The sequence below is a fragment of the Ferrimonas lipolytica genome (assembly GCF_012295575.1).
Taxonomy (GTDB): Bacteria; Pseudomonadota; Gammaproteobacteria; order Enterobacterales; family Shewanellaceae; genus Ferrimonas; species Ferrimonas lipolytica.
The window spans coordinates 783,671-799,099 of sequence record NZ_CP051180.1 but is presented as its reverse complement, the minus strand read 5'-3'; the positions used below and the strand labels follow the sequence as shown (position 1 = coordinate 799,099).

The window sequence follows — 15,429 nt, the reverse complement described above, 5'->3', positions numbered from 1 at the left end:
CACCCTATAACTGATGGAATTCTTTATGATCTGCTTCGACCGCTTCGCTTAACTGCTCAAAGATATCGGGAATCGCGCTCTGCACTCGATTCCAGCTAGGGATAAATGGCTTATCCATCGGGTTATCGAGAAAATGTAGCCCTGCTTTCAACACATTTTGGGCAAACAATTCGACCGACTTTTCCTCTTTGTGCACATCAAAATCTAGACCATTAATCACCGCATCATTTCGATAGGTTTCAATAAAATCGAGCGCAACTCGATAATAGGTTGCTTTGATAGTTCTAAACGTCGAACAAGTAAATACCACTCCGTCAGTAGCAAGCTTTCTAAAGATAGCTTTGGATATGTCGATGGACATTTTCGACAACCCGCCCTGATCATCGTGGGCGGACAGATCTTGGTGTTTGTGGTCATAACAGTCAGCAACATCAACCTGACACAGACGGTTGGTGGCGTAATTACGCTTCATCTCTGACAGCACTCCAATCTCTAAGCCCCAATCGCTTGGAATCCGCAGATCATTAATCACGTCAATCCGAAACGAAAACTCACCGGCAAGGGGATAGCGGAAGCTATCGAGATAATCGAGATAATCTTGCGGCCCCAATACCTTCATAAGTGAGCGCAGCAGCGGTGTAACCAATAATCGTGTCACCCGGCCATTAAGCTTATTATCGGCAACACGAGCGTAGTAACCCTTACAGAATTCATAGTTAAAACTAGGGTTGGCTACTGGGTAGATCAATCGCGCCAGCATCGAACGGTCGTAGGTCACGATATCGCAATCGTGCAGGGCGACCGACTCCGCTTTGCCCTTTGCGAGCACGTAACCTAGGCAATACCAGACATTACGCCCCTTGCCCAACTCAGTTGGCGCAAGCCCCTGCTGTTGGAGCATATTGTCGATCGCCTTGAGGCGCGGGCCATCATTCCAAAGTACCCGATGCGATTGCGGCAGCCGCCCAAAATATTTTAAAGCATGCTTATACTCATCCAAGTTGGCGCGGTCCAAACCAATCACAATGTCGTTGAGGTAGGGAACCTGTTGCAGCTCGGTAACGATCTTCTCTAACGCTGGCCCCTGCAGTTCACTGTATAAGCTCGGTAGTACCAAACTCATTGGCCGTGTTTTCGAAAACTTTACCAACTCATCTTCCATCTCCGCCGCACTACGACAAGAGAGATTATGGAGTGTGGTAATAATACCGTTTTGATAGAAATCACCCATGCTGTTCATCCTTCAGTTATTGTTGTGACGACGTTAAATACCCAAGCGTTGTAAGATGGTCAGAATGGCGTTGTTCCATCCAATTGGGCCGTACTCAACGGTGTAGATGCACCGCTTTTGTGCAGCTTCAGATAGCTGCGGTGCATCATTTTGGGGCGAGCGAATTACCACTGGCCAATCAGCTTGTTCCAGCATGGCCACGTCGTTCTGGCCGTCACCTAAGGCGATAATGATTGGTGTTTGCCCCCACTTTTGTTGATAGGCGTGACGTAACCATTCGAGGCTTTGGCCCTTGTCGCAGCGACCAAGCACATGCACAAAGCGTCCACCTTGGAGGAGTTGCAAGTCTCGTGCCTCCATCAGCTTTTTAAACTGCATGAGACCCTGCTCGCCTTGCTGCCACAACAGAGGTTCGGAGTAATTGCGCTTGAGCGCTTGCGTCGCTTCCTCCTCTTTTAGGCCCGTATGCGCAATCAACTGGAGAGCACTCCAATCACTAAACCCCTCTAGTGGCGGGGAGAACAATGAGCGAACGGCGTCAATACACTGCATCACTTGCTGGCGCGTTACACCAAACACCCGTTTATGGCCGGAGATTGCGGGGAAATAGCCCAATGGCCAATGCACGGCGCTGCCATTTTCGACAACAAAAGGGTGAGTGTTGTGCAAAGCCTGGCGCAGCGGCATCAGCTCCGCCTCAGTCTTACTGGTGTTACAAATAACCGGGATATCGAGTTCACTTAGTCGCAGCAAGGCAGAGCTAGCCGCGATAAAGCTGTAATTATGGTGATCCAATAGGGAGCCATCGAGATCGGTAACCACCAATATTGGCGGGACTGTTGTATCCATATATGATCAACCTCCACTTCGGTTTACTGAATTACAGCAATCCTTGTACCAACCCAGCATGATCGCTTTTTGTTTACCGATTTAAGGTTGAAAAAGAATTAACCAAAATGGTGATTTTTAAAGCGGGTAACTAGCTGGGTAATTTACTCTGCGCTAGCAATTGACACGGGGCTTTTCTAACCCTACTCGTCGCAACTTGACGATTTTAAAAGCAGATTATTCTCACTGCTGAAAGCAACTCGGGTTAACCAGTACAATCTATTGAAATTTAGTGAAGAAACGCCTGAAACGTTTCCGTCAAGGTTGCGCCAGTTCACACTTTCCTTGGCCGAACCACTCTAGTATGAAGCTCGAAGCTTGTCCTTCCCAAACTAGACCTTGTTGGTTATTACGCGGCACCACTAATTCTTTGGTGCCGTTTTTTTGCCTGTAATTCGGCCAATTTAGTATGGATTTTATCCGGTTGAGTCGCCCGCTCTCGCAAGCCCGAAACCATTGGGGTATAACACCGCCTTTTTGCGCGGAACCCCGAATGAATCGCACTCAATTGATTAAGCGCATGGCGCAACTGTCTGATCTGCCACAAACCACGTGCAAAGCCACTCTAACCCAACTGGAAGCGGTGATATGTAAAGCCTTACACGAGGGTGAAACCGTTTATTTACCCAAGCTTGGGGTATTTGAGATCCGTCATCACTTGCCAAGAAGTGGCCGTAACCCACAAACTGGTGCTGAAATTCAGATCCCATTACGTACCGTGGCCGCATTTAAACCTGCCAGCCAGCTAAAGCAAGCGGTAAGCGGATAAATTACTGAGAGTAATTACACCCCATGTTTTGTCATCAATGTGGCGTCGCCCTACCCGCGTCAGCAAAGTTCTGTAACCACTGTGGTACTGCTGTGATTAACACGGTGCAGGCGGAGCATTCTGCGCAAACTGTCGTTGACCCAACAGCGAACATTCAAGCCAAAACAGCGGCACTGCACCCGTGGCGGCGCCTATTCGCGCGCACCGTGGATATCCTGTTATTAGCGCCACTGCTGCTGTTTCTGTTGGTCTTAATAATGGCGTGGTTCGCACCGGTATTAACCGATGACTTTATCAATAGCCTCAGCAACCCCATTGTTGCTGGAGTGGTCCTGTATCTGTTGTGGTTACCAGTGGAAGCCTTGTGTCTTAGTACTTTTAAAAGCACACCGGCTAAGGCGCTGTTTGGCATAACAGTAACCAGTCATCAGGGTGACAACTTAAGCTTTACCCAAGCACTACAGCGTGGCTTTCACCTACTGCTAAAAGGCGAAGCATTGGCGTTGCCAGTGGCAAATTTCGTCGCTCGAATATTTGCTTACTTTGATCTTAAAAAACACGAAACCACTCGCTGGGATAACGCAGTTGGCAGTGTGGTAAGCCATAAAAAGTGGCAACCATTACGGGCGCTGTTGTGCGTAATCGCGGTCGGAATTACACTGGCATTCATTAGCGTTTTAGGTGCTATGTAGGGATGTGACTTGGTATGCAACCCAATAGAGTAAACCGAACAAAGCAGTATTAACGGGAATAACAACGGCAACTAACCTGAGTTGCCGTTTGCTATTGCTCACTAGATAAACCGTTACAACTCACGCCCAGCAATTGGTTGCATCGGCTTAAGTTGACTGCGGAATGACCACAAATCCTTGCCTGCACGAATTAACACATACAGCACGACCACCGCGGCAGGCCAATTAAAGAACAGCGCAAAACCGTCAACGTGGCTCGCTCCTACCATTACTACCATCGACAGCATCAACAGCCCAGTCACCAAGTGATTAGGGTAGCCAATATTGGAACCACCGAATCGATAAATCATATAGGGGAACCATTTACCCAACGCCCACGCCAAGCAAAACAAGGCACCGGCCTCCGCTACGGGAAAGATAATGAAGTAGCCACAATTGCGGGCAACTTGCAGCAGCAGCATGGGCACAATCCGCCCCTTCACTGGAGTGCGGTTGAAAGCGTAAAACACCGCCCGAACTCCGACCATAAATACCATAAACACCAACCATATGGCAGCAACGGCAGCGCCACCATCCAGTTCAAAGTATTGTGGTAGCCAACTGGCACCGTAACTGGCCAACCACGCCGCAGTCAGCGCGATTAAGGCGCCACAAAGCCATGCAAAGCGTGGATTAAAATGGTGGCCCAGTTTAATGAACTGTTTCGATACTCGCGGCTTAGCCTCCAACAGCTGTCCAAGTCGATCGTTCTCGTAGTAACCGGTTTCGTATATAGCAAAGAAGGCCATCACAAATAACAACAAGCTGATTGCGCACAGCAGTGGTTGGCTACTAACCAGCACCAATGCCAAAAACAGCGCCAAATAGTCGTGTCCAAGCACCACCCTAGTAAAGTACTTCTCGGTTGGTCGGTTTACTTTCTTTGTGAATACAAACGGCAACATTGGTGACAACCCTGCCAGTTCACTTTTGGCTGCTGGCCACTGACAGAGCAAACCTACTTTCGCCATTTGCAACAGATCTTGGTCGAGCAAGCTGTCGGTAATACAGACGCTCTCTTCAACTGCCTCTCGTCCGAGCTGATCAACAACGGTTTGCGCTTTACCACGCTGGCGCAAATCAACTGCATTATCAAAGGTGGACGACATGGTTAACTTAAAGTTGGGATCAATCGCTGCCAGAAGAGGTTCAATGATGAAACTAAAGCCGAAAGAAACAACATGAATGTTAGTATTACCCGATTGGCGTAAGGCTCCCAACAGATCCTGATTGACGTATTTAGGTCCAAGGGAAGCTGCCGCTTGCAACCATTGCCCCTTAGCCCAAGGCATCAAAAACAAGATCACTTTAAGCCGCATCACTTCGCGGTAATGCTCGGAGTCGGAGCCACTGCGCCAACGCCAAGGCTTCAACAGATTTAGGAATTGAACAACGATCGCCAACAAAAATGCAGGTTTGATGTTGGCGAGAAAGGTCTCGGTCGAATTACGCAGCCATAGGGTTTCATCGAAATCCACCAACAATGTGCGCGCTTTATCAGTAGAGGCAACCGCCTCAACCACTTTGTCGGGCGATACTTGATAGAGAGTTAGCAGTTGTTGTCGCTGTAACTGAGCCTCATCTGGGTTATTAGCTGTTGGGACACTTTGTTGTTCAAGGCTCATCATGATCTACCCTCCTTGGCTATCATTAACCTGTATCTCATTCAAATTATTAGCGTAGTCGAGGACTATTTAGACTGCCCACTGTTAGTTTAGGTTAGCAGCGTGAAGTTTATTCTGTGCGGTTAATGGTGATATCAGAAACGAAGCCACGAGCACTGTGTTGCAGTGCATCAACCAGCATCTGTGCCGCTTCAGCAGCGCTCATAAAATTTGACAGATCTATGTCTTTACCACTGGTTTGCCAAAATTCGGTTGCCATACCGCCTGGGTATACCGCCACCAATTTCATTGGCTTATATTTCAGCTCTAACCGCAACGACTCAACTAAACCCCGTACGCCCCACTTAACAGCGCAATAGCTGCTTTCACCGGCTTTTGCTACCTGGGCAGCAGTTGACATAACCACCACAACCGTCACCGCTTGATCCTGATAACGCTTAACCGCTTGCTGCAACACTAATGTGGCCGATAGCAAGTTGTTGTTGATCAACGCCACAATCTGTTGCGGTTGCTGCTCAGTTAATGGGCCGAAGTAACCGCTGCCTGCGCAGTGGATAATCAGCTCTGGCGGTTGTGGTAAAGCGTCAAACAGGGTTGACACCGACTTTGCCTCAGCCAAGTCGGTCACGTGGGTAGCTGCCTTTCCTAAGCAATTGTCTTTAACCTGCTGTAATCGTTGTTGATCACGCCCGCTTAACAGTAATGATTTACCTTGCTGTGCATACCGTTGCGCAATCTGCGCCCCCAGCCCGCTGCTGGCACCAGTGATTAAAATCACTTTCACCTCTCAATTATTGTTCAAATAAACAGCATTTCTAAAATTTGGGGCTAAGTTGAACTGCAAACCACTCTAGCCATGTTAGTAAAAAAACTACACAAAATGAAAATTAACAGCATATGAAATGCAAAAAAAACCGAACGCAGTACATTACAAGCTCATGATTGCAAAAGAAAAAATATACATAAAAAGTTTCAATTCATGCCCACCTTCATGCATTCCTATTACTATACTGTTATAAAAGTGTCGATTTTGAACACCAAAGTGTGACATTTCAAATAGAACCTGAGCAAATGAAGTTCTATCATTCTCTTACTTAAATTTTTAGCGGTTGGTGTTTCGATGACGAACTCTTCAAACCACATTATAACGATAACCAAAGGGCTTGATGTCCCGATTGCTGGGACACCGAAAGCGATAATTGACGGTCGACTACAGCCTCAGCATGTTGCCCTGTTAGGTGAAGACTATGTTGGCTTAAAACCATCAATGTTAGTCGAGGTTGGCGACAAGGTAGCTAAAGGGCAGCCTCTATTCGCCGATAAGAAAACCCCTGGGGTATGCTTCACCGCCCCTGCAGCAGGTGAGATAGTCGCAATTCACCGCGGTGAACGACGTGTACTTCAGTCGGTGGTCATTAGGGTTAGCGGCAACGAACAAGTTTGCTTCAATCGCTATGATGATGTTACTTCGCTAAGTCGTGCTGAAGTCACTCAGAACCTTTTAGACAGTGGCTTATGGACTGCAATGCGTACCCGTCCATTCTCTAAGGTACCAGCCCCCAACGCAGTCCCGGCAGCAATTTTTGTTACCGCGATAGATACCAATCCATTAGCCGCAGATCCCCGCCAAATCATCGCTGAACACCCTCAAGCGTTCGAAGCAGGGCTGGTACTGCTAACCAAATTAACCGATGGCAAGCTGTTCCTGTGCCAAGATGACAACGGTCATCTACCAGGCCAAGACCTGCCAAATGTTCACAACCAACGCTTTGGTGGTGTTCATCCAGCCGGATTGGTCGGCACACACATTCATCACCTTATGCCAGTGAGCTTAGAGCGCACAGTTTGGCATATTGGTTATCAAGACGTTATTGCCTACGGCAAGCTGTTCCAAACCGGTGAGCTATACACCGATCGAATCGTTTCATTGGCTGGGCCGAGCATCATCAATCCGCGCTTAATTCGAACCCCAATTGGCGCCGAGCTTAGCCCTAACCTAAGCAGTGAAATCTCGGGCGATCTTTACCGTATTGTTTCAGGCTCAGTGTTATCTGGTCACAAAGCAGATGATGCCCACGACTTCCTTGGCCGTTTCCACAATCAGATCTCAGCACTACCGGAAGACAACCAACGGCAGCTATTGCCGTGGGCTAAAACCGGCCGTGACCGCTTCTCAATCACTCGCACCATGTTGTCGCTGTTCTCGCCGAATAAGAAGTTCGACATGACAACTAGCGCCGGTGGTGACAAACGCGCCATCGTTGCTATGGGCCAGCTTGAACGGGTGATGCCATTGGATATTTTGCCGACTATTTTGGTGCGCGATCTCATCGCCCAAGATACCGATGAAGCGCAACAGCTAGGAGCACTGGAGTTGGATGAAGAGGATTTGGCCCTGTGTACCTTTGTTTGCCCAGGCAAATACGACTTTGGCAAAGAACTACGAACTTGCTTAGAAATTATTGAGAAGGAGGGGTAAATGAGTAACCAGAAACCCCACAAACAAGACGAGTACTACGCTCACGGTAACTCGATGAAGGATTTCCTTCGTTCGTTGTTTATCGCCAATGCACGTCCAACCCAAGGTCGTGTTGCCGTTCGTGACGGCCTCGACGTCAAACGCACCATGCATATGGTGATGATCTGCTTGTTACCGGCCATTTTATTTGGCATGTACAACATCGGTTATCAAGCCCAGATCGCCATCGCCGCTGGCGCCGCAGCGCCAGACGCATGGCAACTGGTGCCATTCAATGCCTTGTTTGGTGAGATCACCACTCAATCTTCCGGTTCATCACTGTTCTTATACGGTGCCAGTTTCTACTTCCCAATCTATATTACCGCCCTTAGCGTTAACCTTTTCTGGGAAGTCATCTTCGCTCGCGTGCGTAAGCAACAACTGCATGAAGGCTTTTTTGTTACCGCGCTGCTGTTTACCTTGATCCTACCGGTGAACACACCACTGTGGATGGTCGCAATGGGCATCAGCTTCGGTGTGGTGATGGGCAAAGAGGTATTTGGCGGCATGGGGTGCAATTTCTTAAACCCTGCCCTCACCAGCTTGGCCTTTATCTACTTCGCCTACCCCAAGGTATTTGCAGCCAAAGAGCAACTAGTTGCGGTTGATGGCTTCTCTGGGGCAACTCAACTAACCCAAATTGCCGCAAAGAAACTTAGTTTTAATGATTACAGCTGGTTTGATGCCTTTACCGATCCTCGCTGGCTCGACGCCTTCTTAGGCTTTCAACCCGGAGGAATTGGTGAAACCAGTACCCTAGCGCTACTGATTGGTGGTGGCTTATTGCTGTTAACTCGCTTAGCCAACTGGCGCATTGTAGTGGGTGTATTAGCGGGGATGATCCTCACCGCTAGCATGTTCAACCTCATTGGCTCCAGCAAAAACGCCATGTTTGCGCTGCCGTGGACCTGGCACTTGGTTACCGGTGGTTTTGCTATCGGCATGATGTTTATGGCGACCGATCCGATCACCGCGGCGTACAGCAACAAAGGTAAATTTGCTTATGGTGTGTTGATCGGCTTGATGTGTGTATTAATCCGTGTGGTTAACCCAAAGATGCCTGAAGGCATGATGCTAGCCATTCTGTTCGCCAACCTATGGGCGCCGATCTTCGATTACATCGTGGTTCAAGCCAACATCAAACGGAGAATTGCGCGTAATGGCCTTTAACAAAGACAGTGTGGCGGGCACTTTTATCTTCTCCGCCATCTTGTGTCTCTGCTGTTCATTTATGATCACTGGTACTGCGGAGGTACTCAAAGAGCGCAAGCTAGACAAAAAACGCAGCGAGCTAAAGCGTTTCGTCTTAGTTGCAGCCAATGTTGATGGCGACGACATTGATCAACTTTTTGATGCTCGGGTCACCCCGCTGCTGGTGAATCTAGACAGCGGTAATGCAGCCGATCTCAGCACTACCGAGATCCTTGATTTTGACGATCGCATGGCCGCCATCAACAAAGACACCTCAATCAAACCGAAGAAAGATCTGGCTCGCATTAAGCGCCGTGCCAACCAGGCTCGAGTGTTTAAGATCAGTGACGCTGACGGCAATCTCGCCTCGGTTGTGATGCCAATTCACGGTAAAGGTTTATGGTCAGTGGTTTATGGTTACGTTGCGGTAAAACCAGATCTTAATACCATCGAAGGCATGGTGATCTCTGAACACGGCGAGACCCCAGGTATCGCCGATTTCCTTAATGACCAAGCTTGGACTGACACATGGCAAGGAAAGCAGATCTTCGACGCCGATGGTAAACCGGTATTTGCAGTGGTTAAAGGCGGTGCTAAAGCCGATGACATCCACGGCGTAGACGCAGTTTCTGGCGCAACCAAAACCGGCACTGGTCTACAAAAAGCGGTTCGCTTCTGGTTTGGTCCTGAAGGTTATAAAACCTTCCTCAGCACGCTAAAGACGGAGGCATAAGATGAGTAATGCAACCAAACAGGTGTTGACCTCACCTATCTTCGCCAACAACCCAGTAGCCATGCAAATGCTTGGTGTCTGTTCTGCTCTAGCGGTATCCAACTCAATGGAAACCGCACTAGTAATGACCTTAGCGCTAACCTTCGTATTGGTATTTTCGAGCCTATTTATCAGTTTGATCCGTAACTTTATCCCATCAAGCGTACGTATTATCGCGCAGATGACGGTTATCGCTTCGCTGGTAATTGTGGTGGATATGGTGCTGCAAGATGTAGCGTACGAGCTTTCACAAAAACTGTCGGTATTTGTTGGCTTGATCATCACCAACTGCATTGTAATGGGCCGCGCTGAAGCCTTCGCGATGAAGAGTTCACCAATGATGTCAGTAATCGACGCTCTTGGTAACTCCGCCGGCTACGGCTTCATTTTGCTCAGTGTCGGCTTTGTCCGTGAGCTGTTTGGCAGCGGTACTCTATTTGGCTACGAAGTGCTAACCACCATCGAGAATGGCGGCTACTACATGGCAAACGAGATGTTTAAGTCCGCACCAAGCGCCTTCTTCTTGATTGGCCTATTAATTTGGGCCATCAACGTGATTTTGCGTAAGCGCTAAGGGGATCCCATGGAACATTACTTGAGCCTGTTCGTTCAGGCGGTATTTATCGACAACATGGCGCTCTCCTTCTTTATGGGGATGTGTACCTTCTTAGCGGTTTCAAAAAAGGTGTCGACCTCATTTGGTTTAGGCGTTGCTGTGATCGTCGTAATGATGCTGGCCGTGCCAGTAAATCAGCTGATCTACGTTAACTTTTTAAAGCCTGGCGCCTTAGCCTGGGCTGGTTTACCCAGCCTCGATTTGAGTTACCTCAAACTGATTACCTTCATCGGCGTTATCGCTGCATTGGTACAGATTTTGGAGATGGTGCTGGATAAATTTATGCCGGCGCTATACCAGACATTGGGGATATTTTTGCCACTGCTAACCGTTAACTGCGCCATCTTTGCGGCGGTTATCTTTATGGCAAACCGCGATTACAACATGGCGGAATCACTGGTTTTTGCCTTTGGTTCTGGTACCGGTTGGGCTATGGCTATCGTACTGCTGGCCGGCCTCCGCGAGCGGATGAAGTTCGCAGCAATCCCAGAGGGACTGCAAGGGATCGGTATCACCTTTATCACCACTGGCCTAATGGCGCTGGGCTTTATGTCCTTCGCTGGTGTGTCGCTGTAATCGATTAAGCAAGAAGGGTAATTTTTATGGAAATGGCAATCGGTATCGGCATGTTCACCACCGTGGTGTGCTTGCTGGTCGCAGTGATCCTATTCGCCAAAAGCAAACTGGTCGCCAGCGGCGATGTAACGCTGAATATTAACGGTGATCCTGATAAGTCCGTCACCACCAGTGCTGGCGACAAACTTCTTGGCGCCTTGGCAAGCAAAGATATCTTTATCCCGTCAGCCTGTGGCGGCGGTGGTACCTGTGGCCAATGCCGTGTGCACGTAAAATCCGGTGGCGGCGATATCCTCCCTACCGAGCGTGACCACATCACCAAGAAAGAAGCCAAAGAGGGTTGTCGCCTCGCCTGCCAAGTTGCGGTAAAAGGTGACATGGAGTTGGAGATCGAGGACGAGATCTTCGGTGTCAAAAAGTGGGAGTGTGAAGTCGTCTCCAACGACAACGTAGCCACCTTCATTAAAGAACTACGCCTGCAGATCCCTGAAGGCGAAGCGGTTCCATTTAAAGCCGGCGGTTACATTCAAATTGAAGCCCCAGCCCACAGCGTTGATTACAAAGACTTTGATATTCCAGCGCAATATCGCGATGACTGGGAAAAATACAACCTGTTTGAGCTACAGTCCGTCGTCGATGAAGACGTACTCCGCGCTTACTCGATGGCCAACTACCCTGAAGAACAGGGGCTTATCATGCTCAACGTGCGGATCGCTACTCCGCCAAGCAATGATCTACCACCGGGGCAGATGTCATCGTACATTTTCAACTTAAAAGCTGGCGATAAAGTGATTATCTCGGGCCCATTCGGTGAATTCTTCGTCAAAGAAAACAGTGATGCTGAGATGGTATTTATCGGCGGGGGCGCCGGTATGGCACCGATGCGCTCCCATGTCTTTAATCAACTCAAAGGTGTAAAAACCAAGCGTAAAATGAGCTTCTGGTACGGCGCTCGCTCAGTGCGTGAAATCTTCTACGACGACGAGTTTGATAAATTAGCGGCTGAAAATGACAACTTTACATGGCATGTGGCACTATCCGACCCGCTTCCAGAAGATAACTGGACTGGCTACACCGGCTTCATCCACAACGTTATCTTCGAAGAGTTTTTAAAGAATCACAAAGCGCCAGAGGATTGTGAGTACTACATGTGTGGTCCACCAATCATGAACTCTTCAGTGATTAAGATGTTGAAAGACTTAGGGGTTGAAGATGAAAACATCCTTTTGGATGATTTCGGTGACTAACTAAATCGACAACGGGGTACCCTTGGTACCTCGTTTTCGTTTACTATCGGCGCCAATGGAGTATCAACCGTTAGCGCGTGTTGAAGAGATAGGATTCGAGTTATGATTCAATTTATTGCCACTTTCACAGTATTTTTGTTCGTGATCGCAGCCATGTCTATCGGCTACATCATCAAACGTAAGAGCATTGGTGGTTCCTGCGGGGGCCTTGGTAGCATCGGCATCGACAAAGCCTGTGACTGCCCTGAACCATGCGATAAGCGCAAGAAAAAAATGGCTGACGAAGCCCGCGCTGCCAAATTGAATCAGCAGCGTATCATTTAGCATTCGTCGGCCTAGCCGTTACAACGCCGTTGATATCCCCTATCAACGGCGTTTTTATTGGCTGTGTACCAATTAAGTGTTGTTCTTTCTAATACAGTTAAAGCACCTGCTAGGCGAACGACGATACAGGGGTTAAGCATTGCCGTCGTTGATCTTCTGCCGCATTGGAGCAGTCCAGCGAAACGCTTTGGACTGCGACCTAAGGCAAAGGGATTCTAAAGGGGGTGGAGCTACCCCCTAATGCATACAAGAATGTGCCGTCGCCACCGCGACATCCTCCCCCCAAAGCACTGCAATCGCTGCAGCCGAAGGCTTGATATAAACCTCAACACTTAACTGTTACACAGCCTTTTATTGTTTCTAAGCAAAGCTTGAATATTGCTCACGCTGCTGGTTAAGTAAGCAAAGCCATAAGGAGAAGCGGCTTTGACAACCTTCAGTGATTTCAAAACTCATGACGTTATTAACCAACCAAGCGCATTAGCAAACTTCAACGCTTATCATAGTGATCCGCTCCTCCAGCACTATGTTGAGGTATTTGGGGGCCACTGGGGAGAATCACAACTCCACGACTACGGTGATAAAGTCGGTGGCCTGTTGCAACAGGCTGGCTTTGACGCCAATCGCAGCAAACCAGAGTTTCAAAGCCATGACCGTTTTGGCCACCGTATCGACCAAATTAACTTTCATCCTAGCTACCATCAACTGATGCAAAGTGCCATTGAGGCAAACATCCATAGCCTGCCCTGGCGGCAACCAAAAATCGGCGCACACGTCGTGCGAGCAGGATTGGAATATCTCCATACCCAAGCCGATCCTGGCAGCGGTTGCCCATTAACCATGACCTTTGCCTCAGTGGCAGCACTTCAACATCAACCTGCGTTAGCCAAAGCGTGGTTACCAAAGATCACCGCTGCCATTTATGACAGCCGCAATATCCCCTATTTTGCCAAACAGGGGTTAACCATTGGTATGGCAATGACTGAAAAACAAGGGGGATCTGATGTTCGTGCCAATACCACCAAAGCGACTGCCATCGGCGCAGTAGCAGGCAACAGCGCCTACCAATTAATCGGCCACAAATGGTTTTGCTCAGCACCAATGTGTGATGCCTTCTTAGTGTTGGCTTACATCGATGATAATTTGAGCTGCTTTTTAGTACCGCGTTGGCGCCCGGATGGCAGCAAAAATCCCATACAGATCCAACGACTAAAAAGTAAGGTAGGCAATGTTTCCAATGCATCGGCAGAGATCGAATTCTTTGGGGCACTCGGTTGGCTAGTGGGAGATGAAGGCCGTGGGGTTGCCACTATTTTGGAGATGGTAGCCCTCACCCGATTCGATTGTATAGTTGGTAGCACATCCCATATGAACCAAGCGTGTAGAGAAGCATTGCACCATACCGCTGGTCGGAGCGCATTTGGGAAGCCACTCAGCCAACAACCGCTAATGCAAAATGTATTGGCTGACATGACGTTAGATGCGGAGGCAGCGCTGGCTATTAGTATGCGCTTAGCCGCAGCATTAGACAGTGACGACCGCCATGACAAATTACTGTTTCGACTTGGTAGTGCCATTGGCAAATATTGGGTCTGCAAACGCACTCCACAATTGACCTACGAAGCGATGGAATGCATTGGTGGTGTTGGAGTGGTCGAAGACAATGTGTTATCTCGGTTATATCGAGACGCACCAATCAACGCCATCTGGGAAGGCTCCGGTAACATTCAATGCCTAGATGTTCTTCGAGCTTGTAGCAAAGAACCTGCGAGTTTGGTTGCCTTTAACGATGAACTAGCACGCGCCATCGGAAAATCCAGTGTATACGATAACGCCTATAACGATTACCTCAAGCAACCCGAAACCTCATGGCAGGAAGCGCAACTACGCCAGCAGCTCGAGCGAATGGCACTATTATGGCAAGCCGCTACCTTATTACAGTTTGGTGAGCCTTGGGTAGCTGAACAATTCTGCCTTGCCCGACTTAGCGACTCGTCATCACTGATGTATGGCGCCCTGCCTGCTGAGATTGATAGCGCGAAGATAATTGCCCGAGCGGCACCAAGATTGACTTAACCGCGACGACGCTGGCCCAATGTCAGCTGACTTTTGGTGCGACAGCACTGCTTAACTGGTGTGAGCGTCATCGCTTGTATCAACGGTTTGTCATCGCTATGCAATGACGGTCGCCCTTCGCTTGCATCGGTATAAACTTGAAGATGTTTAGAGTTGGGAAATAGTGATTTGATAGACACCCGACCACGACCAACTTTCGCGACTTGGTAACCCTTATCGAGCAGCTCTCCAAGCATATTCTGGCCCATGTTTTTGGTAAATACTCGTGCAACCTGATGTCGTTCGAATTCAACCAATAGCTGTTCTCGACCACGACAACCCTGTTCTGGGCTAGGGTTTACCAATGTCGCAACTTGCTGACCATCAGCAGTAAATATGCCGAATGTAGTGGCTTGTTTAAAGTGACTCGCCAACCTGTCGTTATTCAGTGGGATTGCGGTGATCATCTGTTACTCCTTCAATTTCAGTCATCATCAATGCCTTACCATTCGCCAAGCAGTCGACTACCTTCAGTCGCGCCGATTTGACAATATTCGCCAATGTCTGCCGAGATACTTCCATCTGCTCTGCAGCCTGCTTTTGCTGCATGCCTTGCAAGTCAACCAAGCGCAGCGCCTCAAATTCATCTGCAGCCAACGGCACCTGCTCCAACTTAGGCATCGGCACCCCATTGGGCTTAAAGCAACTATTGGCTGGGCGACCACACACGGTTCTCGGCATTTTAGGGCGCGGCATCATCACTCCTTGTTGGCATATGCTAAATAAAACAAACCCCATACTGGCATATGCCAATAAGGGGTTTGTCTATTGTGATCACGAATTCGCTATCTGATCACCACATCTAACCGAATGCCGCTCGGTCGAA

16 protein-coding genes and 1 pseudogene are annotated in these 15,429 nt (G+C 48.7%); 11 read left to right on the top strand and 6 right to left on the bottom strand.

What is annotated here, in order from left to right:
- Positions 1-4: 4 nt before the first annotated feature.
- Positions 5-1,231 carry a glycosyltransferase family protein gene (locus HER31_RS03775; protein WP_168659342.1) on the bottom strand — a complete coding sequence of 409 codons (1,227 nt, stop codon included), beginning with the start codon at positions 1,229-1,231 and terminating at the stop codon, positions 5-7.
- A gap of 33 nt (positions 1,232-1,264) precedes the next feature.
- A complete protein-coding gene (locus HER31_RS03770; protein ID WP_168659341.1) occupies positions 1,265-2,080 on the bottom strand; it encodes an HAD-IIB family hydrolase in 816 nt (271 codons plus the stop codon).
- A 448-nt stretch (positions 2,081-2,528) separates the two neighbouring features.
- Between HER31_RS03770 and HER31_RS03765 the strand changes: the two genes are divergently transcribed.
- From HER31_RS03765 to HER31_RS03755, 3 genes and pseudogenes are all read left to right on the top strand, one after another.
- Positions 2,529-2,888 (top strand): HU family DNA-binding protein, encoded by a 360-nt coding sequence (locus HER31_RS03765; protein ID WP_275060709.1) that lies wholly within the window; start codon positions 2,529-2,531, stop codon positions 2,886-2,888.
- Positions 2,889-2,911: 23 nt separating this feature from the next.
- Positions 2,912-2,974 (top strand): annotated as a pseudogene (locus HER31_RS18965) (zinc-ribbon domain-containing protein); the annotation flags it as partial.
- Positions 2,975-2,980: 6 nt separating this feature from the next.
- The gene (locus tag HER31_RS03755; RefSeq protein ID WP_168658688.1) at positions 2,981-3,580 is read left to right on the top strand and encodes an RDD family protein; all 600 of its coding nucleotides are present in this window, start codon (positions 2,981-2,983) and stop codon (positions 3,578-3,580) included.
- Between the two features lie 113 nt (positions 3,581-3,693).
- Here HER31_RS03755 and HER31_RS03750 read toward each other — a convergent pair whose 3' ends face one another.
- Both HER31_RS03750 and HER31_RS03745 read right to left on the bottom strand, forming a co-directional pair.
- Complete coding sequence (locus tag HER31_RS03750) at positions 3,694-5,247, bottom strand: hypothetical protein (RefSeq protein ID WP_168659339.1); 1,554 nt, start codon at positions 5,245-5,247, stop codon at positions 3,694-3,696.
- Between the two features lie 106 nt (positions 5,248-5,353).
- A complete protein-coding gene (locus tag HER31_RS03745; RefSeq protein ID WP_168659338.1) occupies positions 5,354-6,022 on the bottom strand; it encodes an SDR family NAD(P)-dependent oxidoreductase in 669 nt (222 codons plus the stop codon).
- Between the two features lie 342 nt (positions 6,023-6,364).
- Between HER31_RS03745 and HER31_RS03740 the strand changes: the two genes are divergently transcribed.
- The 8 genes from HER31_RS03740 to HER31_RS03705 all read left to right on the top strand — a co-directional run bounded on the left by HER31_RS03740 (position 6,365) and on the right by HER31_RS03705 (position 14,564).
- Positions 6,365-7,723: a Na(+)-translocating NADH-quinone reductase subunit A gene (locus HER31_RS03740; RefSeq protein WP_168659337.1), complete on the top strand. Its 1,359-nt coding sequence runs from the start codon at positions 6,365-6,367 to the stop codon at positions 7,721-7,723.
- A complete protein-coding gene (locus tag HER31_RS03735; RefSeq protein ID WP_168659336.1) occupies positions 7,724-8,932 on the top strand; it encodes an NADH:ubiquinone reductase (Na(+)-transporting) subunit B in 1,209 nt (402 codons plus the stop codon).
- Entirely contained in the window at positions 8,922-9,686 is a 765-nt protein-coding gene (locus tag HER31_RS03730) for a Na(+)-translocating NADH-quinone reductase subunit C (RefSeq protein ID WP_168659335.1), read from the top strand. The genes HER31_RS03735 and HER31_RS03730 overlap by 11 nt, the downstream gene beginning before the upstream one ends.
- Position 9,687: 1 nt before the next feature.
- Positions 9,688-10,299, top strand: a complete 612-nt coding sequence (locus HER31_RS03725) for an NADH:ubiquinone reductase (Na(+)-transporting) subunit D (RefSeq protein WP_168659334.1) — start codon at positions 9,688-9,690, stop codon at positions 10,297-10,299.
- A gap of 9 nt (positions 10,300-10,308) precedes the next feature.
- A complete protein-coding gene (gene nqrE, locus HER31_RS03720; protein WP_168659333.1) occupies positions 10,309-10,917 on the top strand; it encodes an NADH:ubiquinone reductase (Na(+)-transporting) subunit E in 609 nt (202 codons plus the stop codon).
- 26 nt (positions 10,918-10,943) lie between these two features.
- Positions 10,944-12,164 carry an NADH:ubiquinone reductase (Na(+)-transporting) subunit F gene (gene nqrF / locus HER31_RS03715; RefSeq protein WP_168659332.1) on the top strand — a complete coding sequence of 407 codons (1,221 nt, stop codon included), beginning with the start codon at positions 10,944-10,946 and terminating at the stop codon, positions 12,162-12,164.
- Positions 12,165-12,266: 102 nt separating this feature from the next.
- Positions 12,267-12,488, top strand: a complete 222-nt coding sequence (gene nqrM, locus HER31_RS03710; RefSeq protein WP_168659331.1) for a (Na+)-NQR maturation NqrM — start codon at positions 12,267-12,269, stop codon at positions 12,486-12,488.
- Positions 12,489-12,914: 426 nt separating this feature from the next.
- The gene (locus tag HER31_RS03705) at positions 12,915-14,564 is read left to right on the top strand and encodes an acyl-CoA dehydrogenase family protein (protein WP_168659330.1); all 1,650 of its coding nucleotides are present in this window, start codon (positions 12,915-12,917) and stop codon (positions 14,562-14,564) included.
- On the opposite strand, the gene HER31_RS03700 is transcribed toward HER31_RS03705, so the two are convergent.
- Together HER31_RS03700 and HER31_RS03695 are read right to left on the bottom strand one after the other, a co-directional pair.
- Positions 14,561-15,010, bottom strand: coding sequence for a NifB/NifX family molybdenum-iron cluster-binding protein (locus HER31_RS03700; RefSeq protein ID WP_168659329.1), 450 nt, complete (start codon positions 15,008-15,010; stop codon positions 14,561-14,563). The two genes, HER31_RS03705 and HER31_RS03700, sit on opposite strands and share 4 nt — an antisense overlap.
- Positions 14,985-15,284: a DUF134 domain-containing protein gene (locus HER31_RS03695; RefSeq protein ID WP_238786924.1), complete on the bottom strand. Its 300-nt coding sequence runs from the start codon at positions 15,282-15,284 to the stop codon at positions 14,985-14,987. Before HER31_RS03695 ends, HER31_RS03700 begins: the two co-directional genes overlap by 26 nt.
- Between the last annotated feature and the right edge of the window lie 145 nt (positions 15,285-15,429).

Coding starts and splice junctions, on each gene's coding strand:
- HER31_RS03775 (WP_168659342.1), bottom strand. CDS start 1,231: ATGGGTGATTTCTATCAAAACGGTATTATTACCACACTCCATAATCTC.
- HER31_RS03770 (WP_168659341.1), bottom strand. CDS start 2,080: ATGGATACAACAGTCCCGCCAATATTGGTGGTTACCGATCTCGATGGC.
- HER31_RS03765 (WP_275060709.1), top strand. CDS start 2,529: ATGGATTTTATCCGGTTGAGTCGCCCGCTCTCGCAAGCCCGAAACCAT.
- HER31_RS03750 (WP_168659339.1), bottom strand. CDS start 5,247: ATGATGAGCCTTGAACAACAAAGTGTCCCAACAGCTAATAACCCAGAT.
- HER31_RS03740 (WP_168659337.1), top strand. CDS start 6,365: ATGACGAACTCTTCAAACCACATTATAACGATAACCAAAGGGCTTGAT.
- HER31_RS03735 (WP_168659336.1), top strand. CDS start 7,724: ATGAGTAACCAGAAACCCCACAAACAAGACGAGTACTACGCTCACGGT.
- HER31_RS03730 (WP_168659335.1), top strand. CDS start 8,922: ATGGCCTTTAACAAAGACAGTGTGGCGGGCACTTTTATCTTCTCCGCC.
- HER31_RS03725 (WP_168659334.1), top strand. CDS start 9,688: ATGAGTAATGCAACCAAACAGGTGTTGACCTCACCTATCTTCGCCAAC.
- nqrE (WP_168659333.1), top strand. CDS start 10,309: ATGGAACATTACTTGAGCCTGTTCGTTCAGGCGGTATTTATCGACAAC.
- nqrF (WP_168659332.1), top strand. CDS start 10,944: ATGGAAATGGCAATCGGTATCGGCATGTTCACCACCGTGGTGTGCTTG.
- nqrM (WP_168659331.1), top strand. CDS start 12,267: ATGATTCAATTTATTGCCACTTTCACAGTATTTTTGTTCGTGATCGCA.
- HER31_RS03700 (WP_168659329.1), bottom strand. CDS start 15,010: ATGATCACCGCAATCCCACTGAATAACGACAGGTTGGCGAGTCACTTT.
- HER31_RS03695 (WP_238786924.1), bottom strand. CDS start 15,284: ATGCCGAGAACCGTGTGTGGTCGCCCAGCCAATAGTTGCTTTAAGCCC.